This is a genomic window from Roseibium salinum, from assembly GCF_026240905.1.
GTDB lineage: Bacteria > Pseudomonadota > Alphaproteobacteria > Rhizobiales > Stappiaceae > Roseibium > Roseibium salinum.
The window spans coordinates 407,678-431,793 of the sequence record NZ_JAPEVI010000001.1 but is presented as its reverse complement, the minus strand read 5'-3'; the positions used below and the strand labels follow the sequence as shown (position 1 = coordinate 431,793).

The window sequence follows — 24,116 nt, the reverse complement described above, 5'->3', positions numbered from 1 at the left end:
CAGGAAGTTCAAGACATGCAAGACCCTTCCCAGCCGCGAATTGCGATCCTAGGCCTGATGCTGGAAAGCAATAGATTCGCCCCCGTAACTACGGAAGAGGATTTCCTGAACCGGGTCTTTCTGGCCGGTGACGAGATCATCGAGGACTTGCACAGCAACGATCCCGGAATCCCGACCGAAATTCGCGGCTTTGCCTGGCAGATGGACCACAGCGGAGGGTGGACCCCGGTTCCCATCCTGGTCGGTCTGGTCGAGGCGGGCGGGCCTTTGGACCACAGGTTCTTCGAAACGACATTGAAGGAAATGCGCGACCGGCTCGAGGCCGCAGGACCGCTGGACGGGGTCTACATCTCGAACCATGGCGCGATGATCACTACGGAATCGGACGACCCCGATGGCGAGATCTTCGCAATGGTCCGGTCCATCGTCGGGGCCGAGGTTCCGGTCGTCGCCACGCTCGATCTTCATGGAAACGTTTCTGAAGAGATGGTTCGTTCGGTCGATGCGATTGTTTCCTATCAGACCAATCCGCATGTCGACATGCTGGCGCGCGGCAAGGACGCCGCGGTCATTCTCCATGACCTGCTTCGCGGAATGAAACCGGATGTCGCCTTCATCCGGCTCCCCGTGTCACCACCGACCGTCACGCTGCTGACCGAACGCGGCCCCTATGCCGATATCGTCACCTATGGCCAGGGGTTTCTGGATGACGACATTATCAATGTGTCGATCCTGGGCGGATTTGCCTATTCCGATACTGCAAAGAACGGGTTGGCGATCATAGTGACTGCGCGGAGTGCCAATGGCACCGCCCAGGACGTGGCTAGAAAAATTGCGGAAATGGCATGGTCTCAGCACAAGCGGTTCGTCCCGGCGCTGACCTCGCTCGAAGAGGCAGTCAACCGTGTGCTCGAAGTGGCGCGCGACCCGGATCTTCCAGCCGTTGCCCTGGCGGACGTTTCCGACAATCCCGGCGGTGGCGGCAACGGCAACACAATGTGGATCCTCGAGGCTCTGCATGCCGCCAAAGCAACGGGCGTGATTGTCGGTGTCATCAATGACCCGGCTCTGGCCACAGAGGCCGCCGAACTCGGGGAGGGCGCGCGCTTCACGGCGATCTTCAATCGGATCCAGCCGGATCTCGTTCTCAAGAAGGTTCGTAGCCGAAGCACGTGTCCTGTGCATTCGCGATGGCGATTGCGTCGGGCGCAGGGGATTTTACGCAGGCCGCCGGATGAACCTCGGAAGATCGGTCCTGCTGGACTTGGGTGGAATCCAGGTTGTCGTGATCTCGATCCGGAACCAGTGCGCTGATCCGATCTTCTTCGAAATGATGGGAATCGACATCGGGGCGGCGCGGGCCGCCGTCGTCAAGTCCCGCGGACATTTTCGAGCCGGATTTGACGAGTTCTACGGTCCCGATCAGGTCATCGAAGTGGATGTCCCCGGCCTGACCTCTCCAATCCTGAACCGGTTCGATTTCAGGAACTTCCGCCGTCCGATCTTTCCTCTGGATGCAGAGGTGGAATGGCACGTGCCCGAAGACCTGTGACGGAATGCCGGTGCACGGTTTTCACCGCACTTGAAGATGTGCGGTCAGGTCGCCCGGGCACTGAACAATAGAATCACTGACCAAAAGTGAGCTCCAGAGAAAGGAAAGTAAGACATGAAACGGATGTTGAAAGGTGCGATTTCAGTTGTCGCGTTCGCGGCCACACTGGCCGCCGGCAGCGCGGTCGCCGCAGAAAAGATCAAGTTCGGCATGAATGCGCCCCAGGGCGACAATCCGGAGTGGAATGCACTCCTCGCTTTCAAGAACCACGTCGAATACAAGACCGAAGGTGCAATCACTGTCGACCTGTTCCCGAGTGCTCAGCTTGGAGCAGAGCGTGCCTGCGCCGAGCAGGTTCAGCAGGGTGCGGTCGAGGTCTGCCTCGTTGACACCGGCGCACTTGCCGGCTTCTACGAGGATATCCAGGTCCTGTCGATCCCCTACCTGTTCAAGTCTTCGGTGCATGCCTGGTCGGTCTTCGACAGCCCGTTCTTCGGTGAACTGGCCGAAGACATGCGAAAGGAGACCGGAATCCGCGTCATGTCCTGGGGTGAGAACGGGTTCCGCGACTTTACGAACAACGTTCATCCGATCCGGACGCCCGAAGATCTGAAGGGCCTCAAGATGCGTGTCATGGAAAGTCCGGTCTTTATCCGGTTTGTCGAGTCCTTTGGTGCCGCGGCGACACCGATGCCGGGTTCCGAGATCATCATGGCCGCGAAACAGGGTGTTATCGACGGGCAGGAAAACCCGGCACAGGTCAACTATGACTACAATCTGATGGATGTGCAGAAATACATGTCCACCGACGAGCATATCCTCGGCGTGCATGCCTACATCATCAGTGACACCTTCTTTGAGGGTCTGACCGACGACCAGAAAGCCATCGTTCTCGAAGCCGCAACGCTGGCGGCACGGGTCGAGAACACGCAAAAACTGGCCGGCGCGAAGAAGTACATCGACCTCATCCGCGAGAAGGGCGTCGAAGTGCACATGACGACAATGGCCGAAAAGGATGCGTTCGCCGCTGTCTCGCAGGAGCCCGTGCTGGAGTACCTGCGCGAACAGGTGGGCGCGGAACTCGTCCAGAGCCTTCTTGAAACGGCGAAAGAGCATGAGGCCGCGCTCTACGGCCGTTGATCAGGCGCCGGCGGGTACCCCGAATGGGACTCTTGTTCAGTATGACACGACGGTCCCAATCCTGTGCCAACAGCCGCCCCGAACTCTCCTCGGGGCGGCCAGCCCAAATTGAACGGTTGCCGCGCATTCGAAACCAGCAGGATGATAAATGAAACCGTTTCTGTTTCGCTTCGGCATGAGCTTGATGCATGGCGTGGAGATCATCTCTGCTCTGTTGCTGCTGGCCGTGATCGCGATGAATCTTTCGCAGGTCTTCTTCCGCTATGTCCTCGTCGATCCGCTGTCCTGGACCGAGGAGACGATGCGCTACGCCACGACATGGATGGTCATGCTGGCTGGGAGCGCGGCGCTCCTGCGCAACGAACACATGGCGATCGATCTGCTTGGCGCCCGTGCGCCTGAAAGGTTGAAACGGCTTCGCAGACTGCTGGTCCTAAGCTGCATCGCAGCCTTCTGCGTGCTGCTGATGTGGGAGGGTATTCCTGCCGCAATCAAGAATTTCCGCCAAGTCTCGCCATCGGTGCGGGTCCCGATGACCTTCCCCTATCTCGCCATCCCGGTGGGAGCGGCACTCATGTTCATAAAGTCGATCATCCTGATACTCCTGCCGGAGAGCCTGACGGACGAAATCGAGACCAAGGATCCCCTCGCATGATCGCAATGTCCATCGCTTTCGTTCTGCTGCTGATCGCCGGTGTTCCGATCGTATTTGCCCTGGGTATCTCAGGGGCATTCGGCCTGTGGGCTCTCGACCTTGACCTGGTGACCGTACCGACGCGGCTGTTCACCGGCATGGACAATTTCGTTCTTCTTGCGGCGCCATTCTACATCCTTGCAGGCGAGATCATGAACCGGGGCGGGATCACGACACGCCTGATCCGGCTGGCCGGTCTCCTGACGCGCGGCGTGCCGGGAGCAACAGCCTATGCAAACGTGTCGTCCTCGGTGTTGTTTGCCGGCATTTCCGGGGCTGCCGTGGCCGACACCGCGGCCCTGGGGCAAATCTTCATCAAGGGCATGCCGGAAGAAGGCTACAGCAAGCATTACGCCGCGGCGGTAACGATCGCCTCGTCGATCATTGGGCCGATCATTCCGCCATCGGTCATCATGATCATCTACGCCGCGGTGACCCGGCAATCCGTAATCGATCTTTTTGTCGCAGGCATCGTTCCCGGGTTGCTGATGGCGGGCTCGATGGCGGCCGTGATCCGGTTCCAGGCACGCGGCGGACGGTTGCCGAAGTCCGACACGCGAATTGAACCGGGCGAACTGGGGACCCTGGTTCGGGACGGGCTGCTGGTTATGGGACTTCCGGCCCTCATCGTGCTGGGAACGCTTCTGGGCATATTTACAGCGACCGAGGCCGGAGGCGTCGCGGTTCTTTATGCGCTGCTTATCTCGGTCTTCGTCTTCCGAAGCATCGATCTTGCAAGTTTCTGGAGCGCCCTGAAGCGCAGTGCCCGGATCACCGCCACGATTTACCTGATCATAGCGGCGGCGACGGTGATGTCCTATGTGCTGACGGTCGGCGGCATCGCGACGTGGGTCAATGCATTCGCCCAGTTCTTCCAGGGCAACCCGACACTCTTCCTGCTGGCGCTGATGGCAATCCTGCTCGTCGTGGGAACCTTCCTCGAACCAGGTGCGGCGATCGTGCTGCTGGTTCCCATGCTCATGCCGGTGACCGCGGGAATGGCGATCGATCCGCTTCAGCTGGCCATGGTCATCATCCTGACGTTGACGCTCGGCCTGATCACGCCGCCCGTTGGCGTCTGTCTCTTCGTCGCTTGCCGGATCGCGGATAGTCCGGTCACTCCGATCGTGCGGGCGGTTCTGCCGTTTCTTTTCGCAGAGATCTGCGTGGTCGTCCTGCTGATCCTGTTCCCCGACCTCTCGTCGTTTCTGCCGACGCTTCTGCGTTAGGGTATGGCCCCATAAAATTGAAGGAGCCACTCGTTATGGATGGTTTGCCCGCGCCAATCTTCCCGGGCACGCAGCACGGCAAGATTGGCAACGACGAGATCCTGGACCGCAACGCTCGAGCTTGGCCGGTACAGGCCCCGCATCAGCCCCAATCCGAATCCTCGTCCGTTTCGATCAGCGACCAGAACTCTTCCGATGTCAGCGGCAGCGGATCCTTCGACCGGATGAGTCGTATGTCGATGGGGATGAACCATTTTTCGTCACCCGCCAGCACGAGTGACCCTTCGGCCAGATCGGTCTGAATGTGGCTTTCGGGCAGCCAGGCCGTTCCGCGTCCTTCGGAACTCATCGGCTTGAGTACTGCTGCCATGTGAGAAACGAACACCCGATTGAGGTGCACCGGCTCACCCATATTTGCAATCAACTGTTCGACGACCTGGCCGATTGCGGACGTTTCGGAGTAGGCCAGGTAGTGCACCGGTTCGTCTTCCGTGCCTGGAAGGCGGTCGATCGGCTGGCCCGACGAGTCGGGAAGCGTCACCGGGACGAGCCTGTCCCGCAGCACCACCTTGCCGACGAAATTGTCGGAAGAAAGGTTCATAGGGATCGCCGAATGGGTGTAGCTGAGGACGAAATGACAATCGCCGCGCAGAAGCATCTGGATGCACTCCTTGAACTGCACGGTATCGAGGCGCGTGTTGAAGGTGTGGCTCTTCGTCTCGATCTTGCGCAACCAACCGGGAAAGAAGTTCAGCGACAGGCTGTGGGTTGCTGAGAACCGGATGGTGTGGAGCGAGGCATCTCCAATTCTGCGTGAATCTTCGCGCCCCTGGTAAAGACGGCGAAGCACGTCTTCCGCGACCTGACGAAACCGCTCCCCCGAAGGCGTGAGTGAGATCGGCTGCGTCGCCCGATTGAACAACTGCGCCCCCACCCATTCCTCCAGGCTCTTGATCCGCCGGCTGAAGGCAGGCTGCGTCGTGTAGCGCGCCTCAGCCGATCGCGAAAAATTGCGGGTATCGACCAGGCTCAGGAAGTCTTCCAGCCAACGGCTTTCCATGGGACTTTGTTCTTTCTCTGTGTTTGGCCGGCTACGCCATCCCGTCCACCAGACGTCGCTCAATGCGTAGGGCATCGGCCAATGATAGCGCTGTCATGATAGCGCTGTCATTTTTTGTCAACGAATTTTTTCACGAACCGAAAAAGCTTAGCCAGTTCAGCTTCTTGATGGGCCTGTCGCCAGCCTCTGAAGACCGGCATGGCGTTCACAATCGACGGAAGGGACGCCTGCAGTGCCTGTGCGGTGCCATTTCCGCAAGGGTTCCACCGGCACCACAAACGGGCGCGCCGCCCTTTCACCGTCCCGAAGCCGAATGTTGCGTGCAGTTGCGTGCAGTAAATACAGCCGCATCGGACTTGAGGGCAGGGGTGGGAACCTGTCAGACTGAAGCCCATCCGCCATTTTCAGGAAACCGTGGACCGCTGCCTGTACGCGGCGCCGGCCGATTGTCCGGGTCATGCTTCCCGCATAGACTGTCTTGATGGGGCGCATTCTGGAAACCGAACTCTATCCGCCGGTCAAGGCTTTCCTCATCGGGCAGGGCTACGACGTGAAGGCCGAGGTGGGGGCCGCAGACCTAGTCGCCTGCCGCGGCGACGCCGACCCGGTGATCGTCGAATTGAAAACCGGGTTCTCCTTAAGCCTTTTCCACCAGGCCATCGCGCGTCAATCGATGACCGATGCGGTCTATGTTGCGGTGGCACGGGGGACCGGGCGGCGTTTTCAGCAAGCGCTCAAGAGCAACCTCATGCTCGCCCGGCGGCTAGGTCTTGGAGTGATCACCGTCAGGTTGTCCGATGGCTTCGTCGAGATTCATCTCGACCCCGCGCCCTACGCACCGCGCAAGTCCAAGCTGCGCAGGGACCGGCTGCTGAAAGAATTCTCGCGCCGCGTCGGCGACCCGAACGTGGGCGGCTCGACACGCGTCTCCCTGGTAACTGCCTATCGCCAGGATGCCATCCGCTGTGCCGAGCATCTGGAGGCCAACGGTCCCAGCCGCGGGGCGGATGTGGCGAAAGCCACCGGTGTCGGCCGCGCAACGCGAATGATGACCGACGATCATTACGGGTGGTTCGAACGCGTGGCGCGCGGGGTCTATGCCTTGAGCCCCAAGGGCCGCGAGTCCCTAAAATGCCGCGTGGAAGACACCGACCGGATTTGAGCCTTTGAGGGTTCAACTGAACGGCGTGGAAGCCTGTCTACCCGACGGTTTGAGAGCGAGCGGTCGAACGTGCAGACGGCCGAAATCCTTCCGAAGGGGAACAACATGGCCCGGAAATATCCGGCGCAACGCTTCTCGCGTTCAGCCTTCTTGTTCCGGCACCGCGTGCACAGGGGCGGTGCCGGTCCTGAGTGAAGAACAACAGTCGAATTCTCGACGGGAGCTCAAAGACCGTTCGCGCGGGCAATGAAATCTGTCAGATGGGGCACATAGTCGTCATCGCCGCTGCCGCCATTGGTGATGCCAAAGGCGTAGGAATTCTTCACGGCGCTCGACATGGCCGTGACGAACTGGACGTCGTTTGCCATGGACTCCACGTACTTCATGTCCTTGTAGGCATTCGACAAGGTGAACTTGTGTGCCGCGCGGTTCCCCTCGAGGGCATACCCCATGAAGGTCTGGTAGAAGCCGCAATCCATTCGGCTGCCGCGGACCACGCTGTCAAAAGTTTCGACGGAGATGCCGACCTTGCGCGAAAGTGCCAGTGCCTCTGCGTAAAGAGCGCCATAGCCGAGTGACAGGAAGTTGTTGAGCAACTTCATGCGATGACCATCACCCAGCTTGCCGAGGTGAACGATTTTGGCGGTGCAGGCTGAAAGCACCGGTTCAACACGGGCAAAAACGTCCTCACTGCAACCAATCATCGCGTGCAGGGCGCCTGCCTCGGCTTCTTTCGGCGTACCGCCCAGGGGAGCATCGGCATAGCCCACGCCAAGCGGTGCCAGTTCGGCGGCAATACGCTCGGTCGATGAAGGATTGGCGGTTGAGCAGTCAACGATGATCGTCCCGGCAGTGAGTGCCGGTTTCATTTCTGTGACCACCGACTCGATCGCGTCGGAATCAGTGAGGCAGATGAAGATCATGGTCGAGGTGGCGGCCAGCTCGGCGAGCGTGCCTGCCTCCGAAGCTCCGCGTGACACCAGGTCATCGACCGGAGTACGGTTACGGTGAGCGATCGTGGTGAGCTTATAGCCCATTTCGACGATATTCTTCGCCATGCCGTGACCCATCAGTCCGACACCTACGAAGCCGACTTTTTCGGATTTTATGGAGTCTGAATTCATATCTGGCATTCCCTTTTCGGTTGAGCGCTGGATCAGTCCAGCGCGAAGTCCTTGTGAAGCGCGAGATCCCCGGAACTGAACCGGTCTCTGGCGAAGTTGCGCTGGTGCCAATAGGGATAGATGAAGGGAATTTCGCTCACGGCATGCAGGCGTTGGCGCTCTTCGTCTGTCAGCTTCAGATCAACGGCAGCAAAATTGTCGCGAAACTGCGCCTCGTTGCGGCCGCCGATCACCAGTGAGCTGATGGCAGGACGCCCAAGCAGCCACGCCAGAGCGACCTGCGCCGCCGAGACGCCACGCTCGCTACCGATCTCTACCAGCACATCGACGATCCGCCAGAGCTTGTCTTCGTCGCGGATCGGCGGCTCGCTCCAGCCGGCGAACTGACGGCTTCCCTCGGGTGCCTTCTGGCCGCGGCGGTGCTTGCCGGAGAGCAGGCCTGCGGCAAGCGGGCTCCAGACGAGCACGCCGAGCCCCTGATCGACGGAAATCGGCAACAGCTCGTACTCGGCTTCGCGGGCCTCGAGCGTGTAATGGATCTGCTGGGTGACGAAGCGCGGCCGGCGGTCCCGGTCGGCGATGGCGAGCGACTTCATCACATGCCAGCCGGAGTAGTTGGAGCAGCCGGTGTAACGGACCTTGCCCTGGGTCACCAGCGTGTCGAGCGCCGCCATCATTTCTTCCAGCGGGGTAGCACCGTCCCACTCGTGCATATAGTAGATGTCGATATAGTCGGTCCGCAGGCGTTTCAGGCTGCGCTCGCATTCGCGGATCAGGTGATGCCGCGAGACGCCCTCGTCGTTCGGGCCGCTGCCGATGCGCATCCGCGCCTTGGTCGAAATCAGAACGTCTTCGCGGCGGCCGGCAAGCACTTCGCCAAGGATCTCTTCCGAGCGTCCCAGCGAGTACATATTCGAGGTGTCAAACAGATTGACGCCATTGTCGATACACAGGTCCACCAGACGCCGGGCCTCCTCGACGCCCTGGTTTCCGACCATCGCAAAGTCCCCCTGACCGCCGAAGGTGAAGGTGCCCATGGTGAGGACTGAAACCTTCAGACCTGAATTGCCGAGATACCTGTATTCCATATTCTTCTCCCTGAAAGTCGATTGCTTTCCCGTCAGCGCGTCAGCGCATCCCGGATATGGCGGATTCCGAGCTTCGGACTTGTAAGCACGGGGCAAGTGATGCCGGCGCCCGACGGGCCCTCGATTGCGCGGGCCATGGAGGCCTGCGCCAGGACGATGACATCGACGTCGGCGGCCAGTTCCGCAATCGCTGCGGCGACGGCCGCGTCATGTCCAGCCACATCCCCGGCCGCAAGCAGGTCGAAGGCACCCTCACAGACCCGACTTACGGTCTCCTGCCCGGTCCGCCCGTTGCGGGCAGATACGGCGTCGATCAGCGCAGTGGTCGGATTCAGAGTGGTAGCCAGGGTCGCCAATACGCCGATCCGCGTTCCCCGCGCCACGGCGTCCTCGGCCACACCCTGGTCGATCCGAAACAACGGTACCGGACAAAACGGTCGCGCCGCCTCGACGGCCGCTCCCAGCGATGAACAGGTGACAACGATTGCATCGGCACCCCCGTCCACAGCTGACCAGACATATCCCACAAGGCGTCGTTTCGTATCGTGAGACAGAACGCCTTCGCGGATCGTGTTCTTCAGAAGGCTTTCGTCGAGAATGTTGAACTGGGTCCAGTCCGGCATCTCGGTCGCCAACAAGGCATCGAGGGTCGCAATGAGCCCGGGTACGGTGTGAATCAAGGCGATGCGGCGCGAGTGTCCTGGCGAGGGCACGTTCATATGTCCTTTTCCTGTGTGCAGAAGGCGGCAAGCCGACCGGCTTTCATTTCAGATCCAATCGGTTTGACGCTCCAAAATGGCAGCGCTGTCATAAGAGCAGATCTGTACATTCACGCAACCGAAAATTTGCGGTTCCAAACGCATGCGCTCGCCAGTACGTCGCAGCGTGCAAGATAAGCTTTTGAACTCATTATAGTTTCATAGTTGCGAAAAAAATTAATTGACAAAAGAAAAAATGACAGCGCTATCATGACAGCGCTGTCACTCATTTGGATCACCCCGATCCGGTGGTCAGGTGAAGGCGATCGCGCGGCCGGTCCGTGACGGTTTTGGCGGCGGCATTCGGCGAACGATGTCGAGTGCAATTTCAGGGAGCAAGGACAAGCATCATGGCCAATAGCGAAGCGGCACAGGCGACGCCGCAAAGAAGTTTCATGTCAAGCATCGCGCAGCTTCACCACGTGCGGGAGGTCAACGTGCTGGTAGCGCTTTTGCTGGTGGGCGCGCTCATCAGCCTCGCCTCGCCGTACTTTCTGACCACCAACAATCTCATGGGCGTCTTCCGCGCCTTCTCGCTCACCGCAATCATGTCAATCGGCATGGTCATGGTGATCATCACCGGCGGTATCGACCTTTCGGTCGGCTCGGCGATGGGGCTGAGCTCTCTGGTCACCGCGCTCGCCTTTGAAGCCGGACTGTCCATGGCCGCCAGCATTTCCGCCGGACTTGGAGTCGGTCTTGTTTTCGGGTTGTCGAACGGTCTCCTGATCACCGCAATCGGCCTGCCGCCATTCATCGCCACACTGGGCACGCTCTCGATCGGACGCGGACTCATGTACATGATCACGCATGGTGTGCCGGTTACGCCCGATACCCCGGAACTCTTCTCGTTTCTTGGCCAGGGCTATATCGGTCCCGTGCCTGTTCCGGTCGTCCTGATGACACTGCTGATGGTCGTCTTCGCGGTGATCATGGGACGAACCCGGTTCGGCCGCCATGTCTATGCAACCGGCGGCAATGAGCAGGCAGCGCGCCTTTCCGGCGTAAAGACCGACCGGGTGAAGCTGTCGGTTTACGTCCTGTCGTCCGTCATCGCTTCCATCGCCGGCATCATCGGCTTCTCACGCTACCTCTCAGCCGAACCCGCTTCGGGTTTTGGATCCGAACTGGACGTGATTGCGGCGGCCGCGATCGGTGGCGCCAGCCTCTCCGGCGGGGCCGGCAGTGTGGCCGGAGCCGTTATCGGAGCAGCGCTCGTGGGCGTCATCGCCAATGGCGTGGTGCTGCTCAACGTCAACACCTACGCGCAGCAGGCCATTACCGGGGGCGTCATTCTGATAGCCGTCAGTATCGACGTGCTGCGCAACAGATACTCGGGAGGAAACGCCTAGCTCACACACGTTCCGGAACAAACGAATACCTGAATTTCGACAATGAGTTAACACTCAAGTCGAGCGCAATACGGAGGAGTATCTCATGCGCAATCTAGTGAAATTCGCCCATGCCACGGCGTTTACCGTCGCAATGCTCTGGGCCGGCGCCGCTTCGGCCGCAGACAATAGCAACCTTACTGTTGCAGTGGTTCCGAAAGTCGCCGTGCCGTTCTTTGACGACTGCAATGCCGGCGCCCAGGGGGCTGCTGAGGCGCTTGGCGTGAACTACCAGTGGGTGGTGCCTCAGAACACCCAGGGTGCGACCCAGGTGAAGATCATCGAGGACCTGATCGCCCGTCATGTTGACGGCATCGCGATCTCGGTGAACGAGCCGAAGTCCGTGGAAGGTGTCATCAAGCAGGCAGTGGATGCCGGCATCGCCGTGCTGACCTTCGACAGCGACAGCGCCAACTCGGCGCGCAGCATGTACATCGGCACGATCAACGAACAGGCGGGCGTGACGATGGGCAACTCGATGGCCGAGGCGATCGGCGGGTCGGGCAAGGTGGCAATCGTCACCGGTCAGCTCGGTGCCTCGAACCTGAATGAACGCATCACCGGCGTAAAGAAAGCGCTCGAGGCCTATCCGGACATCGAGATCGTCGCCATGGAAGGGACTGAGGACGACCTCGCTCGCGCGGTGTCGGTCACTGAAGCCCTGCTGCGCGCCAACCCGGATCTCGCTGGCATTTTCGGCATCAGCCAGGTCGGTGGCCCGGCTGTGGCAAAGGTGCTCGAGCAGCGCGAGTTCAACGAAATGGCCGGAAAGCTGAAGGTGTTTGCCTTTGACGATCTGCCCGACACCATCCGTGGCGTCCAGGCAGGCTACATCACCGGCATCATGGTTCAGCGTCCGGTGACCATGGGCCGACTGTCGGTGGAGCACCTCGTTGCCCAGATCAACGGCGAGGAGCCGAACCCGCAGAACGTCGACACCGGCGTAACCGTGGTGAACGCTGACAATCTCGACAGCTACACGAAGTAAGCGACTGAAGCGAAGGCGGTAACCTGCGGGATACTGCCTTCGTTGCCCTGCGGTTCAAAAAGCGAAAAGTTGTCATGCCCCTGTTTCTTGAAATGGACGCCATCTCCAAGACGTTTCCCGGCGTGAAAGCCCTTGACCGGGTGGATCTTGCACTGCGCCTCGGCGAGGTGCACGTGCTTGCCGGCGAAAACGGTGCCGGCAAGAGCACACTGATGAAGATCATGACCGGCGTCCTGCGCGCGGACCCTGGCGGCAGTATCCGCATCGACGGCAACGAAGTGGTCATTCGCGATCCGGTCCACGCGCGTGCGCTCGGCATCAGCATCATCTATCAGGAGCTCGCGGTGGTCGACAATCTGACCGTTGCCGAGAACATCTTCCTGGCACGCGAGCCCAAGAACCGCATGGGCATGATCGATCGGCGCAAGATGAACGCCGATGCGCGCAAAGTGCTGGATGAGCTCGAAATGGATATCAGTCCTACGACGCGGGTGGGACGGCTCAGCATCGGCCAGAAGCAGATGGTCGAGATCGCCCGCGCGATTTCCTATGACTGCCGCCTGATCATCATGGACGAACCCACCGCGTCGCTCAGCCACCACGAAGCGGCGACCCTGGCGCGGATCGTAAAGAACCTGGTGGCTCAAAATATCGGCATTGTCTACATCTCGCATCGTCTTGACGAAATCTTCGAGATCGGCGACCGCGTCACGGTCCTTCGCGATGGCGTCACGGTCGACAGCGCCCCGATCGGCGAGATGAACCGCGAGCGGCTGGTTCGCAAGATGGTCGACCGCGACCTCGAACAGTTGTTCGGCCACCATCTCAGCCACGCAAGCGACGAGGTGCTGCTTTCGGCCCGCGGCCTCACCTTGAAAAAACATCGGAGCCAGGGGGCCCCGGTCCGTGACGTGAGCTTCGACCTGCACCAGGGCGAGGTACTGGGCTTCTTCGGCCTCGTCGGCTCCGGCCGTACCGAGGTGATGGAAATGATCTTCGGAAGCCGAGAGTACGAAGGTTCGATATCCATCGATGGTCGCCCGGTAAACATTCACGCTCCCTCCGCAGCGATTGAGCAGGGGATCGGCTTCGTCACCGAAGACCGCCAGGGCCAGGGACTGGTACTCGGCATGTCGGTGCGGGAAAATTTCAGTCTCACCCACCTCGCTGAATACTGTCGGTTCGACTTCGTCAACCGTTCCAGGGAAAGCGCGCGCTGCAGGGAATTCATCCGCGCGCTCGGCATCAAGACCCCAAGCCCGGAACAGAAGATCCAAAACCTGTCCGGCGGCAACCAGCAGAAAGTTGTCATCGCGAAATGGGTCGCGCGAAAGCCACGCATCCTGATCGTGGACGAGCCGACACGCGGCATCGACATCGGTGCGAAGGCCGAGGTGCATGCTCTGCTCAACAGACTGGCATCGGAGGGGATGTCGATCATCATCGTCTCGTCCGATCTGCCGGAGATCCTCGCGATCAGCGACCGGATCATCGTGCTCAAGGATGGCTGCGTGAATGGCGAGCTCAGTCGCGACCAGGCAAACGAACAAACGGTGATGCTGGCGGCGACGGCCTGACCCCTTCTTCACAGAAAACCGAACACATTGACCGAAAAACGGAGAAATGAATGACCAAACGGATCATGTTCACAGGCGGCAGCGGCAAGGCCGGCAAGCATGTGGTGCAATACCTTCTGGATAACGGCTATCAGGTCCTGAACCTCGACACCAAGCCACTCGACAACCCGAAGGTTCGCACGCTGATCACCGACATCACGGACTCGGGCCAGGTCTTCAACGCATTGTCGAGCTATATGGGTCTGCACGAGTTCGATCCGTCGCTGCGGCCGCAGCCGGTCGACGCGGTGGTCCACTTCGCGGCTGTGCCGCGGATCCTGATCACACCCGACAACGAAGTGTACCGGATCAATACGATGGGTACCTACAACGTGATCGAGGCCGCCGCGAAGCTCGGCATCAAAAAGGTGATCATCGCCTCGAGCGAGACAACCTATGGCCTCGTCTTCGCCAACGAACCGCGGGCACCGGTGCACTTTCCTCTGGAAGAGGATTATCCGGTGGATCCGATGGACAGTTATGCGCTCTCGAAGATCTGCAACGAGGCCACCGCAAAGGCCTTCGCGCTGCGCTTCGGCATCGACGTCTATGCGCTGCGTATCGGCAACGTCATCGAGCCGCATGAATACGATCTGTTCCCCGGCTGGTTCGCAGACCCCGGTTTCCGCAAGCGGATTACCTGGAGTTACATCGACGCGCGGGACCTCGGCCAGATCACCAGGCTCGCGGTGGAGAAGGACGGCCTCGGATTCCAGATCTTCAACGCCGCCAACGACCACACGTCTTCGGACTTGCCCACGCGCGACTTGATAGACCGCTTCTACCCGCAAACGCCGGTGACGCGAGAGCTCGGCGAATTCGAAACTCTGCTGTCAAACCGCAAGGCTAAAGAAGTCCTCGGATTCAAAGAGGAACACAACTGGCGGCAATACGTGCAAACCAGCTGACAGCGCCCCTCGACCACATGAACAGTCTCCCGGCCGCAGGATGGTCGGGAGGCACTCCCAAGACGCTGACGAAGTCATCTTACACAGTGAAAACATATGTGCGAAAAGACAGATATGGCGCCGTCTGCAGCAGCTGGCGGAAAAACATAGTGGAAGAGCGGGGAGTGATGACAGCGAAACAACGTCTGCCCGACCGGAAGAGTAAGGTCACGGTGAGAGAGGTGGCACTGCGCGCCAATGTGAGCGAATCCACCGTCTCGAGGATCCTGCGCAACAAGGGACCGATCGCGGACGACACTCGTGAGAAGGTCATGGAGGTCGTGCGGGCGATGGGATACGTGCCAAACCGCATCGCAGGATCGCTCGCCTCGTTGAACAGCAATCTCGTCGGGGTCATCATACCGTCGCTGTCCAACATCGTATTTCCCGAGGTCCTGCAAGGCATCCACGCGGGGCTCGAAGCCACCGACAACATGCAGGCGGTCATATCCATCAGCAACTACGACGTTGAGCTGGAGGAAAACGTAATCCGCGGTCTCCTGGCCTGGAAACCCGCAGCGGTGCTGACCACCGGTTTCGAACATTCGGATGCCACCCGGCGCATGCTTGAGCTCAGCGACGTGCGGGTTGTCGAAATGATGGACATCGATTCCGATCCGATCGACATCGCGGTGGGCATGTCGCATCGAAGTGCCGGATACGCAACAGGGCGCCACTTGGTTGAAAAGGGCTGGCGGCGGTTCGGCTACGTCGGCCACAACCTGGACAACGACCGGCGGGCCCGGTTGCGCTTCGAGGGGCTTCGTTCCGCACTTTTTGAAGCGGGTCTCGACATCGCAGCCAGAGCCGTTGCCGGAAGCGCAAGTTCAGTCGGCGCAGGCAAACAGATGACCGCTCAGCTCCTGGACGGCGACACTCCGGTCGACGTGATCGTCTATTCCAACGACGACATGGCGGTGGGCGGCGTGTTTCATTGCCAATCCGCGGGGATTTCGATCCCCGGAGACGTCGCGGTGTTCGGGTTCAACGGTCTCGACATCGGTTTCCAAATGCCGCAACCGCTTTCGACCATTCGCTCAAACCGCTTCCTGATTGGAAAAACCGCGATCGAGGCAATGCTGACAGAACCGGCGGGAACGAAAATCGATACCGGCTTCGAAATTTTCGAAGGTGGGACGGCGTAACAAACGTGCAGAAACAGTAAAGGACACATTCGACATGACGCATCCGGCAATCCAGAGCGGCAACGTGGCAGTGGTCACCGGCGGCGCCTCGGGCATCGGGCTGGCGATTTCGCGCAGGCTCGGGCGCGAAGGCCTCAAGGTCTGCATCGCCGACCTGCCCGGGCAGGACCTCGATGCGGCTGTCGAAGCTGTTCGCGCGGCCGGGGCGCCGGAGGCGCTCGCCATGCCGACCGATGTGGCGGACCCGGAGGCGCTGAAAGCGCTGGAACGGCGGGTGACAAGCGAAGTCGGTCCCGTCAGTGTGCTCGTCAACAATGCCGGCATCCAGCCCGGCAGCTCGATCTTCGATGCCGAGAACAACTGGCAACGCATTATCAGCGTGAACATGTGGGGGATCATCCGCGGGTCGCAAATCTTCGCGCCCGGCATGATCGCCACAGGCAGGCCCGGCTTGATCATCAACACCGGTTCAAAGCAGGGGATCACGACACCTCCCGGCGACCCGGCCTACAATGTGTCCAAATCCGCCGTGAAGACTTTCACGGAAGCGCTGCAACACGAATTGCGCAACACCGAGGGCTGCATGACCGAAGCGCGGTTGCTGATCCCCGGCTTCGTCTTCACGCCGCTGACCGCGAACGGACGTACCGAGAAACCCGCAGGCGCCTGGACGCCGGACCAGACTGCCGACTTCCTCTTTGACGCACTCGGCCGGGACGATTTCTACATTCTTTGTCCCGACAACGAGGTCGACCGGGCAACCGATGAAAAGCGGATTGCCTGGGCGGCCGGCGACATAACACAGAACCGCCCACCCTTGTCACGCTGGCATCCCGATTACGGTGCCGCCTTCAAGGCTTTCCTCGAACAGGAAGCGGATTGATCGCACGCCGGGCACGGTATCGACACACCCGGATGCAGCAGGGGTGCCGCTGGTTGGGGAACCAGCGTCGCGCCGGACGCGCCTCTTACAGGAACCGTGCGTTTCCATGACGCGATCCCCATCGGAGCATTCGGAAAGCGCCAACATTTGCCTCGCGCGAATACTCCATGGGGTGGCAGGCCCGTTAGCAGGCGTGGACAAAAGCCATTGAGCCTTTTTACGGACGACTAGAGGTCAAGAGAGATGAACAACGAAACAATAACGGTCGTCGGCCTCGGATCGATGGGCTTCGGCATGGCGCAGTCGCTCCTGCGGGCCGGATACACAGTGCATTGTGTCGACATCGATCCCGCCAGGGCCGAGGCTCTCACCCGCGATGGCGGTCTGGCCACGCCGCTCGGCGATGCGGTGGCCGATAGCGATATCGTGGTACTGGTTGTGCTGAATGCGAAGCAGATCGAAACGGTGCTGTTCGGCCCGCAGGGTTGTGCCGACGCCATGCGCCGCGGCTCGGTGATCGTCGCTTGTGCCACCGTCCCACCCGCGTTTGCACGTGAAATGGAAGAACGTGTCAATTCGCTTGGCCTTCTGTATCTCGACGCGCCAATCTCGGGAGGTGCCGTGCGCGCCGCCCGCGGAGAACTCTCGATCATGGCTTCCGGTGCGCAGGATGCGTTCGACCGCGCGGCCCCGGCCCTCGATGCGATGGCCGCCAACCTGTTCGACCTCGGACGTGAGGCAGGCATGGGCAGCGCAATGAAGGCCGTGAACCAGTTGCTCGCAGGCATCCACATTGCGGCGACCGGCGAGGCCCTGGCCTTCGCCGCGAGCCAGAAGCTCCCCCTGTCCCGGGTGGTCGAGGTGATATCGCAATCCGCCGGCACGAGCTGGATGTTCGAGAACCGTGCGCCGCATGTCGTCGAGGCGGATTACAAGCCGCGCTCGGCGGTCAATATCTGGCTCAAGGATCTTGGTATCGTCACCGGGATCGCCGAGACGGCCGGGTTGCCATTGCCGGTGACCGAGAGCGCGCTTGCCCAGTTCAGCGCCGCTGTGGAAGCCGGTGACGGACAGGCGGACGATGCGGCGGTGGTCAAGGTCTACGCCCGCGCTGCCGGGCTCAAGCTCCCCGGAGAAGCATGATGCTGCTGGGATGTATCGGTGACGATTTCACCGGGTCGAGCGACCTGGCCAACACGTTGGCAAAAGCCAACATGAGCACGGTGCAATATGTGGGCGTGCCGAACCGGTCTGCCGCACCTCACGTCGAGGCCGGCGTGGTGGCATTGAAATCGCGCTCCATCCCGCCGGCCGAGGCCGTGGCTCAGTCGCTCGCCGCGCTCGACTGGCTGCGGGCGCAAGGGTGCCGTCAATTCCTGTTCAAGTATTGCTCGACATTCGATTCAACGCCTGAAGGCAATATCGGGCCGGTGGCGGAGGCGCTGGCCGAGGCCCTCGGCGCACGTGAGGTCCTCGTCTGCCCTGCATTTCCCACGGCCGGGCGGACGATTTACCAGGGGCACCTCTTCGTCCATGACAAGCTGCTCAACGAAAGCGGCATGGAACACCACCCGCTCACCCCGATGACCGATCCCGATCTTCGCCGTTGGCTGGGGCTGCAGACGACGGGTCCCGTGGGGCACGTGCCGGCGCGAGTCGTCCGTGCAGGGCCCGATGCGATCCGGGCGCGGATGCGGAGCGAAGACGCGGCAGGCCGGCGGCTTCTTGTGGCCGATGCGGTCGACGACGCTGACCTGGTTGCACTCGGCCGGGCCGCCGACGGACTCGCGCTCGTCACCGGCGGTTCCGGTATCGCGATGGGCCTGCCCGAGAACTTCCGTCTGCAAGGCCTGCTATCGGCCGCCAGCCGCGACTGGGCAGGGCAGGGGGAGCCGCTGCGGCCCTTTCAGGCTCCTGCTCAACGCCCACACGCGGGCAAGTGAACCGTCATCGCCAGAGCAACCCGGCATTCGAAGTGACCGCCGAGGCGCTGATGTCCGGCGAGACCTCGCCTGAGCAAGCGGCCGGCTGGGCGCTCTCCCAGGCTGGCCTGCCCCTCATCTATTCCTCGGCAGAACCGGAAGTCGTGCAATTGGCGCAGGAGCGCTACGGAAAGGATGAGATTGCTGCCGCCTTCGAGAATTTCTTTGCCGAGACCGCGCGTCTGCTGGTGGCAGGCGGCGTGACGCGGCTGATCGCGGCAGGCGGCGAGACCTCCGGCGCGGTTGTCGAGGCACTGGCCCCGCACGAACTGGCAATTGGCCCGGAAATCGACCCGGGCGTGCCCGTCCTGCGCGCCGCGCCCGACCTGGTGCTGGCTCTCAAATCCGGCAATTTCGGCGCGGAGGACTTCTTTTCCAAGGCGGCCAGACTCATGGAGCATGGTGCGTGACTAGCGAAACGAGGCTGCGCGAGGAAATTTGCTCATGGGCCGCTTCGATGTTCGAGCGTGGCCTCACCGGCGGAGCGTCCGGAAACATTTCGGTGCGCACTGAAGACGGCGGATTGCTTGTCACTCCCACGGGCTCGAGCTTCGGCCGGCTCGACCCGGCGCGGCTCTCGAGATTCGATACGGACGGCCGCCTCGTGAGCGGCGACAAACCGACTAAGGAAATGCCGTTGCACTCGGCCTTCTACGAAACGCGCAGGAGTGCGGGCGCGGTGGTGCACCTGCACTCCACCCATGCCGTCGCGCTGTCGATGTTGCCTGAAACCGATCCCGACAACATGCTGCCGCCCCTCACAGCCTATTCGATCATGCGCCTCGGCAAGGTGAAGCTCCTGCCGTTCTTCGTACCGGGTGACCCCGGGATGGGCGAGGCAGTGCGCGGGCTCGGCGGGCGACGTTCTGCAGTCGTACTCGCCAATCACGGCCCGGTGGTGGCCGCGAAAGATCTTGAGGCCGCCGTCTATGCGATGGAAGAACTGGAAGAAACCGCGAAGCTGGCACTTATCCTGCGTGGTGCAGGGGCAATCGGGCTGACGCCGCAACAGATTTCTGCTGTGGTCACCAAATTCGAAGTGGACTGGGAATGAACTTTTCGGCCAATCTTGGTTTTCTGTTCACCGAACTCGCCCTGCCGGACCGGATCCGCGCTGCAAAAGCTGCGGGTTTTTCCGCCGTGGAATGTCATTTTCCGTACAGCACGCCTCCCGCGGAGATTTCGGCAGCACTTCGGGAGACCGAGCTGTCGATGCTGGGGCTCAACACCGTGCCAGGTGACGTTCTCGCCGGCGACTTCGGACTCGCCGCCGTCCCGGGGCGCGAGCAGGACGCGCGCGATGCGATCGATATGGCGGTGAGGTACGGCGCGGCAATTGGCGCCGGCAACGTGCATGTGATGGCCGGCAAGACCGACGCAGGTGCGCAGGCGGACACGACCTACCGAGCCAACCTGAAATATGCCTGCGATGTTGCTGCGACCGCCGGGCTCAACATACTGATAGAGCCTATAAATCATCGCGACGTGCCCGGTTACCACATTTCGCGCGTCGAGCAGGCGGCGGACCTGATCGGCGCCCTCGCCCTGCCCAATCTTCGCCTGATGTTCGACTGCTACCACACCCAGATCATGCAAGGTGACCTTACCGAGAGGCTGCGTCGGCATATGGATGTGATCGGGCACATTCAGATCGCGGCCGTCCCCGACCGGGGAGAACCGGATGATGGCGAGGTTCATTACCCCAACCTCATCGCGGCAATCCGCGAAATGGGCTTCACTGGTCCCATCGGCGCCGAATACAAACCCCGCGGAAGAACCACCGAAGAAGGGTTGGGCTGGCTCTCAGCATACGATGAGGTGAACGCTCAATCGCCATCGACTGCCGCAGCCTGAAAGCTGCGGGTTATGCCCCGGTCGCCGACCGGTCTTTCAGGTCGGTTGCTCGTCCGTCGTGGCCCGATTGCCAGCGGGGATGTCCACGACCGAGGTGTCGATGTCCATCATCAAGCCATCTGGATATTGTCCATGACGGGATTTGACATCACCAGCAACCGATTGTCTTTTTGACGCCGAAGACATCCCTGGTTGATGTAACATGGCATCCGTAAGAGCAGGCATAACGGGCATTCGCGGCGGCGTCGGGCCGATGTCGGTTGTCCGGACATTGCAGATGCCTGTTCACGGATGCCGCGCATAAGAGATTGGAACCAAAAGCAAAAGCCCACAAGGCTGCGACCCTCCTCTCCGCCATCGGCTGAACGTGCTTGCGGTCTCCCGGACCGATCAAGCCTTCGCTAGCTCAGGGGCGAAAAGGCAGCGGGAAGCAGGAAGCGGCTTTCCTGGTGTACGAGGAAAGGCAGGATCTTCGGCACGAAGGCCTGCCACTCCGGATCGGCGCCGAGCTTTGCCCGCTGCGCGGTGCGGTGGCCGAAATCCTCGTACGCCCAGATGAACACGACCGAATTCAAGACGCCGCTCTCCGTCGTCCAGCAGCCGACAAGCTTCGCGTATCTGGTGATTATGGCGAGCCCTTCGGCCTCGTAGATTTTCAGGAACTCTCCGGCGCGGCCCGCCGTGACCTGGTATACGCGATGCTCGTAGATCATGTTGCACTCTTTCGTCTGGATGTGTCTGCCGTCAGGGACCTTGCCCCGGCTCCGACAATGCCTCGAGAAAATTAATTCGTCAATTGACGACAAAAATCGACCCGGTTTATCACTTGCGGGCAATTCGTGGTATCAAACCTTGGTGAATCGGAACGTCAGGAAATCGGGGAGAGGTCATCTTGAAGGCTAAATCTACCAGCTTGCGGGGAAGCCCGCCTCAGGAGCAGAAGGCGCGCCAGTCCAAGGCAAAGGTCAAGCGCATGCCCTACGCCGAGCGGCGCGCCCAGATCCTGGAAAAGGCGACCGAGCTTTTTGCAGAGTACGGCCTGACGGCGCAGACCCGTGCGCTGGCGGCCGAGTGCGGGATCTCGCAACGCCTTCTGTACAGGTTCTTCCCCACCAAGGAGGATCTCCTTCAGGAAGTCTACGATACGGCGATCGTGGGCCCCTTCCAGGCAAGATGGTTTGCTGATCTGAGCGACCGCAACCGCCCGATGCATGACCGGCTCAACAAGTTCTACAACGATTATCTTGATGACGTCCTGGACCGGCGCTGGCTGCGGCTGTTCCTGTATTCCTCCCTCGCCGAAGCCGGCATGGCACCCGATTACATCTCCTCGATCATCACCAAACTCACGGAAACGATCGTCGCGGAGACCGCCCGCGAGCGCGGCAAGAGGCTGGATATCGATCCCGAGGCCGTGCACGAAATTGGCTGGACCATTCACGGCGCCGTCTCCCACTATGCGATCCGCCGGCACATCTATGACGCAAGCCAGGTCATCCCCCAGGACATGGTTGTGGCCATGCATGTCAGCGTCTTCCTGAATGGTTTCGACGCGATCGTCTCCCAGTTCGAGCAATCCTGAAACCCGTTCAGTGCACAACTTTCTGGGGAGACGATCGGCCGTGCAGACATGACCACGGGCCGGTTCCCCGATGACAGGATCGCTCTGATCAACCCACATCGCCGCGCGAGGTTGCCTGCCGCACTGGCAAACGGTCGGGCGTCCTGAGCCTGGCCCGTCCCCAGTCTCCGGCACCGCGCGGAGGGCCCGGCTCACCGGGCCGAAAGTCCGTTTGACCATAATAAAACGGCCCCCGCGACGCGATTACACTCCATCGAAAAATCCCCAAGGACGGAATCCTGAGCAATGAGAACCATTTATTCAAATATTCGAATGCGACAAAGTCGTCAGTTGACGACAAACGAAACCGCTGCTACGTATTTGTTGCCCGGAGAGGGGAAGATCCCCGCAAGTCCGCGGCGATCATGCGCCGGGAGGGTGCGTGCAAGGGAGAAGGCAAATGAAGTACGGTTTAGGTCGCAGCCTCGGCAGGCGCGAATTTCTGAAGACCACGGCAATGGCGGGTGCGGCGGCAATGGCAATGCCGGGCATGAGAGCGCTGGCCGCTGGTGACACCATCAACCTGCAGACGTGGTCGGCTGCCGTCGACCTGGTCAAGAGCCACCTGGCCGCTTTCGAGCAGTCGACCGGCATGACCGTCGAATACGCGAACTCGCCCTGGGCGCAGTATCGTGACGCCATGGTCACCAAATTCGTCGGCGCCGCGCCGATGGACGTCATGTGGGTTTCCGATGCCTGGTTGCCCGAATGGGCCGAGGCAGGCTGGATTTCTCCGGTCGATGAATTCGACGCCCTGATGAAATACAACAGCGACGCAGAACAATTCTGCACGGACTCCATGACCTATGACGGCCGGCAGTACGGCCTGACCTACTACACGGATTTCATGGGGTTCCTCTACGATGCCGACAAGCTGGCGGAAGCCGGTTTTTCCGCACCGCCGTCCAGTTGGGACGAGGTCGTGGAACAGTCGCTCGTCATGAAGGAAAAAGGCATCTCCGACTTTCCGGTGATGCTGGCGATGGCCAAGGAGAGCTGGCTGATCGAATTCATGTCGGCGATGGTGTTCTCGCAGGGCGGGCGCTTCACCGACGACCAGGGCAACGCGGTCATGCAGGACGAGAAGCACGGTGCGGTCAAGGCGCTGCAATGGGTCGTCGATGCGGTCCACAAGCACAAGATCGTCTCCGGCGGCTGCCTGGAAACCGGTGAGCTTTCGGGCCTCAAGGCGTTCGCATCCGGCAACCACGCCTTTGCGCTGCTGCCGAAATACCGGCTGGCCATGCTCAACGACCCGGAGCAGTCGCAGATCGCAGGGCGCGTCAAGCAGGCGCTGATGCCCATGGGCACCGACGGCTCCCATGCCACCGTGGGCTGGATGCGTTTCCACGGCATGTCGTCACAGGCCGCTGCCGACAAGTCCCGCGCCGAGAATGCCGCGAAACTGATCGAGTGGTTCGGCGGAAAGGCGGACGGCGAGTACACATTCCAGAAGTACCTGTTCCTCGATCTCGGATCGGGATTCGGCGTCAAGTCGCTCTTCCAGGATCCCGAGATCCAGGCGGCCTACAACAGATACGCCGACGTGGAGATCATCCAGCAGCAACAGGCACTCGCGCAGAAGAAAGACGTGATCACGCCCTGGTTCGGCGACTGGAACGAAACCAACGGATCAGCCTGGCAGTCGGCGATCCTTGGCAATGCGTCGACTGTGGACGCATTAAAGATGGCCGGCGAAGAATGGGATGATCTGAAGTCGCAGGCCTGAATACCCATCAGGTGCCCGGGCCTCCCATTCTGTTTGGGCACCATTAACTCGAAGTGAAGCGCGGCTTTAATCCGCATCCCGGATTTGTTCCCCGGGCTGCGCTTCCATTTTTCACGAAATCCGGGCATCCGATTCTACGTCGGTACAGTCGTG

General features: G+C 60.8%; 23 protein-coding genes and 1 pseudogene. 19 read left to right on the top strand and 5 right to left on the bottom strand.

The genetic code is table 11. From position 1 onward, the window contains the following. Positions 1 to 15: 15 nt before the first annotated feature. The 5 genes and pseudogenes from ON753_RS01890 to ON753_RS01870 all read left to right on the top strand — a co-directional run. Positions 16 to 1,101, top strand: a pseudogene (locus ON753_RS01890) (M81 family metallopeptidase); the annotation flags it as partial. Next, the gene (locus ON753_RS01885; RefSeq protein ID WP_265960858.1) at positions 1,058 to 1,552 is read left to right on the top strand and encodes an MlrC C-terminal domain-containing protein; all 495 of its coding nucleotides are present in this window, start codon (positions 1,058 to 1,060) and stop codon (positions 1,550 to 1,552) included. The pseudogene ON753_RS01890 and the gene ON753_RS01885, both read left to right, overlap by 44 nt. Positions 1,553 to 1,666: 114 nt before the next feature. Next, complete coding sequence (locus ON753_RS01880) at positions 1,667 to 2,692, top strand: DctP family TRAP transporter solute-binding subunit (protein WP_265960857.1); 1,026 nt, start codon at positions 1,667 to 1,669, stop codon at positions 2,690 to 2,692. A 148-nt stretch (positions 2,693 to 2,840) separates the two neighbouring features. Then, on the top strand, positions 2,841 to 3,347 hold the full coding sequence (locus ON753_RS01875) for a TRAP transporter small permease (RefSeq protein ID WP_265960856.1): 507 nt from the start codon (positions 2,841 to 2,843) through the stop codon (positions 3,345 to 3,347). Then, entirely contained in the window at positions 3,344 to 4,615 is a 1,272-nt protein-coding gene (locus ON753_RS01870; RefSeq protein ID WP_265960855.1) for a TRAP transporter large permease, read from the top strand. The genes ON753_RS01875 and ON753_RS01870 overlap by 4 nt, the downstream gene beginning before the upstream one ends. 142 nt (positions 4,616 to 4,757) lie before the next feature. Here ON753_RS01870 and ON753_RS01865 read toward each other — a convergent pair whose 3' ends face one another. Next, a complete protein-coding gene (locus ON753_RS01865) occupies positions 4,758 to 5,738 on the bottom strand; it encodes a LysR family transcriptional regulator (protein WP_265960854.1) in 981 nt (326 codons plus the stop codon). A 418-nt stretch (positions 5,739 to 6,156) separates the two neighbouring features. Between ON753_RS01865 and ON753_RS01860 the strand changes: the two genes are divergently transcribed. Next, the gene (locus ON753_RS01860; protein ID WP_265960852.1) at positions 6,157 to 6,837 is read left to right on the top strand and encodes a DUF2161 domain-containing phosphodiesterase; all 681 of its coding nucleotides are present in this window, start codon (positions 6,157 to 6,159) and stop codon (positions 6,835 to 6,837) included. Between the two features lie 224 nt (positions 6,838 to 7,061). Here the strand turns inward: ON753_RS01860 and ON753_RS01855 are convergent, their stop codons facing one another. The 3 genes from ON753_RS01855 to ON753_RS01845 are packed head-to-tail and all read right to left on the bottom strand — an operon-like array spanning position 7,062 to position 9,768. Beyond that, complete coding sequence (locus tag ON753_RS01855) at positions 7,062 to 7,970, bottom strand: NAD(P)-dependent oxidoreductase (protein WP_323054655.1); 909 nt, start codon at positions 7,968 to 7,970, stop codon at positions 7,062 to 7,064. 23 nt (positions 7,971 to 7,993) lie between these two features. Next, positions 7,994 to 9,049, bottom strand: coding sequence for an aldo/keto reductase (locus ON753_RS01850; RefSeq protein ID WP_265960851.1), 1,056 nt, complete (start codon positions 9,047 to 9,049; stop codon positions 7,994 to 7,996). Positions 9,050 to 9,081: 32 nt separating this feature from the next. Then, entirely contained in the window at positions 9,082 to 9,768 is a 687-nt protein-coding gene (locus tag ON753_RS01845) for an aspartate/glutamate racemase family protein (protein WP_265960850.1), read from the bottom strand. A 389-nt stretch (positions 9,769 to 10,157) separates the two neighbouring features. On the opposite strand from ON753_RS01845, the gene ON753_RS01840 reads away from it, so the two are divergent. The 11 genes from ON753_RS01840 (at position 10,158) to ON753_RS01795 (ending at position 20,613) form a co-directional block, all read left to right on the top strand. Next, a complete protein-coding gene (locus ON753_RS01840) occupies positions 10,158 to 11,159 on the top strand; it encodes an ABC transporter permease (protein ID WP_265960849.1) in 1,002 nt (333 codons plus the stop codon). 85 nt (positions 11,160 to 11,244) lie between these two features. Then, positions 11,245 to 12,186: a sugar-binding protein gene (locus ON753_RS01835; RefSeq protein WP_265960848.1), complete on the top strand. Its 942-nt coding sequence runs from the start codon at positions 11,245 to 11,247 to the stop codon at positions 12,184 to 12,186. A gap of 74 nt (positions 12,187 to 12,260) precedes the next feature. After that, positions 12,261 to 13,763: a sugar ABC transporter ATP-binding protein gene (locus tag ON753_RS01830; RefSeq protein WP_265960847.1), complete on the top strand. Its 1,503-nt coding sequence runs from the start codon at positions 12,261 to 12,263 to the stop codon at positions 13,761 to 13,763. Between the two features lie 50 nt (positions 13,764 to 13,813). After that, a complete protein-coding gene (locus tag ON753_RS01825; protein ID WP_265960846.1) occupies positions 13,814 to 14,710 on the top strand; it encodes an NAD-dependent epimerase/dehydratase family protein in 897 nt (298 codons plus the stop codon). A 167-nt stretch (positions 14,711 to 14,877) separates the two neighbouring features. After that, positions 14,878 to 15,894, top strand: coding sequence for a LacI family DNA-binding transcriptional regulator (locus tag ON753_RS01820; protein ID WP_265960845.1), 1,017 nt, complete (start codon positions 14,878 to 14,880; stop codon positions 15,892 to 15,894). Between the two features lie 34 nt (positions 15,895 to 15,928). Then, on the top strand, positions 15,929 to 16,777 hold the full coding sequence (locus ON753_RS01815; protein WP_265960844.1) for an SDR family NAD(P)-dependent oxidoreductase: 849 nt from the start codon (positions 15,929 to 15,931) through the stop codon (positions 16,775 to 16,777). Positions 16,778 to 17,020: 243 nt separating this feature from the next. Further along, on the top strand, positions 17,021 to 17,920 hold the full coding sequence (gene ltnD / locus ON753_RS01810; RefSeq protein ID WP_265960843.1) for an L-threonate dehydrogenase: 900 nt from the start codon (positions 17,021 to 17,023) through the stop codon (positions 17,918 to 17,920). Continuing rightward, positions 17,917 to 18,720: a 3-oxo-tetronate kinase gene (gene otnK / locus ON753_RS26650; protein WP_323054654.1), complete on the top strand. Its 804-nt coding sequence runs from the start codon at positions 17,917 to 17,919 to the stop codon at positions 18,718 to 18,720. The genes ltnD and otnK overlap by 4 nt, the downstream gene beginning before the upstream one ends. Continuing rightward, positions 18,717 to 19,169 carry a nucleotide-binding domain containing protein gene (locus ON753_RS26645; protein ID WP_323054653.1) on the top strand — a complete coding sequence of 151 codons (453 nt, stop codon included), beginning with the start codon at positions 18,717 to 18,719 and terminating at the stop codon, positions 19,167 to 19,169. Before otnK ends, ON753_RS26645 begins: the two co-directional genes overlap by 4 nt. Then, positions 19,166 to 19,813: a 3-oxo-tetronate 4-phosphate decarboxylase gene (gene otnC, locus ON753_RS01800; RefSeq protein ID WP_265960842.1), complete on the top strand. Its 648-nt coding sequence runs from the start codon at positions 19,166 to 19,168 to the stop codon at positions 19,811 to 19,813. Before ON753_RS26645 ends, otnC begins: the two co-directional genes overlap by 4 nt. Further along, positions 19,810 to 20,613, top strand: coding sequence for a hydroxypyruvate isomerase family protein (locus ON753_RS01795; protein WP_265960841.1), 804 nt, complete (start codon positions 19,810 to 19,812; stop codon positions 20,611 to 20,613). Before otnC ends, ON753_RS01795 begins: the two co-directional genes overlap by 4 nt. 401 nt (positions 20,614 to 21,014) lie before the next feature. Here the strand turns inward: ON753_RS01795 and ON753_RS01790 are convergent, their stop codons facing one another. Beyond that, the gene (locus ON753_RS01790) at positions 21,015 to 21,326 is read right to left on the bottom strand and encodes an NIPSNAP family protein (RefSeq protein ID WP_265960840.1); all 312 of its coding nucleotides are present in this window, start codon (positions 21,324 to 21,326) and stop codon (positions 21,015 to 21,017) included. Positions 21,327 to 21,505: 179 nt separating this feature from the next. Here ON753_RS01790 and ON753_RS01785 point away from each other — a divergent pair, with 179 nt between their 5' ends. Beyond that, a complete protein-coding gene (locus tag ON753_RS01785) occupies positions 21,506 to 22,195 on the top strand; it encodes a TetR/AcrR family transcriptional regulator (protein ID WP_265960839.1) in 690 nt (229 codons plus the stop codon). A 439-nt stretch (positions 22,196 to 22,634) separates the two neighbouring features. Then, positions 22,635 to 23,963, top strand: coding sequence for an extracellular solute-binding protein (locus ON753_RS01780; RefSeq protein ID WP_265960838.1), 1,329 nt, complete (start codon positions 22,635 to 22,637; stop codon positions 23,961 to 23,963). Positions 23,964 to 24,116 lie beyond the last annotated feature (153 nt).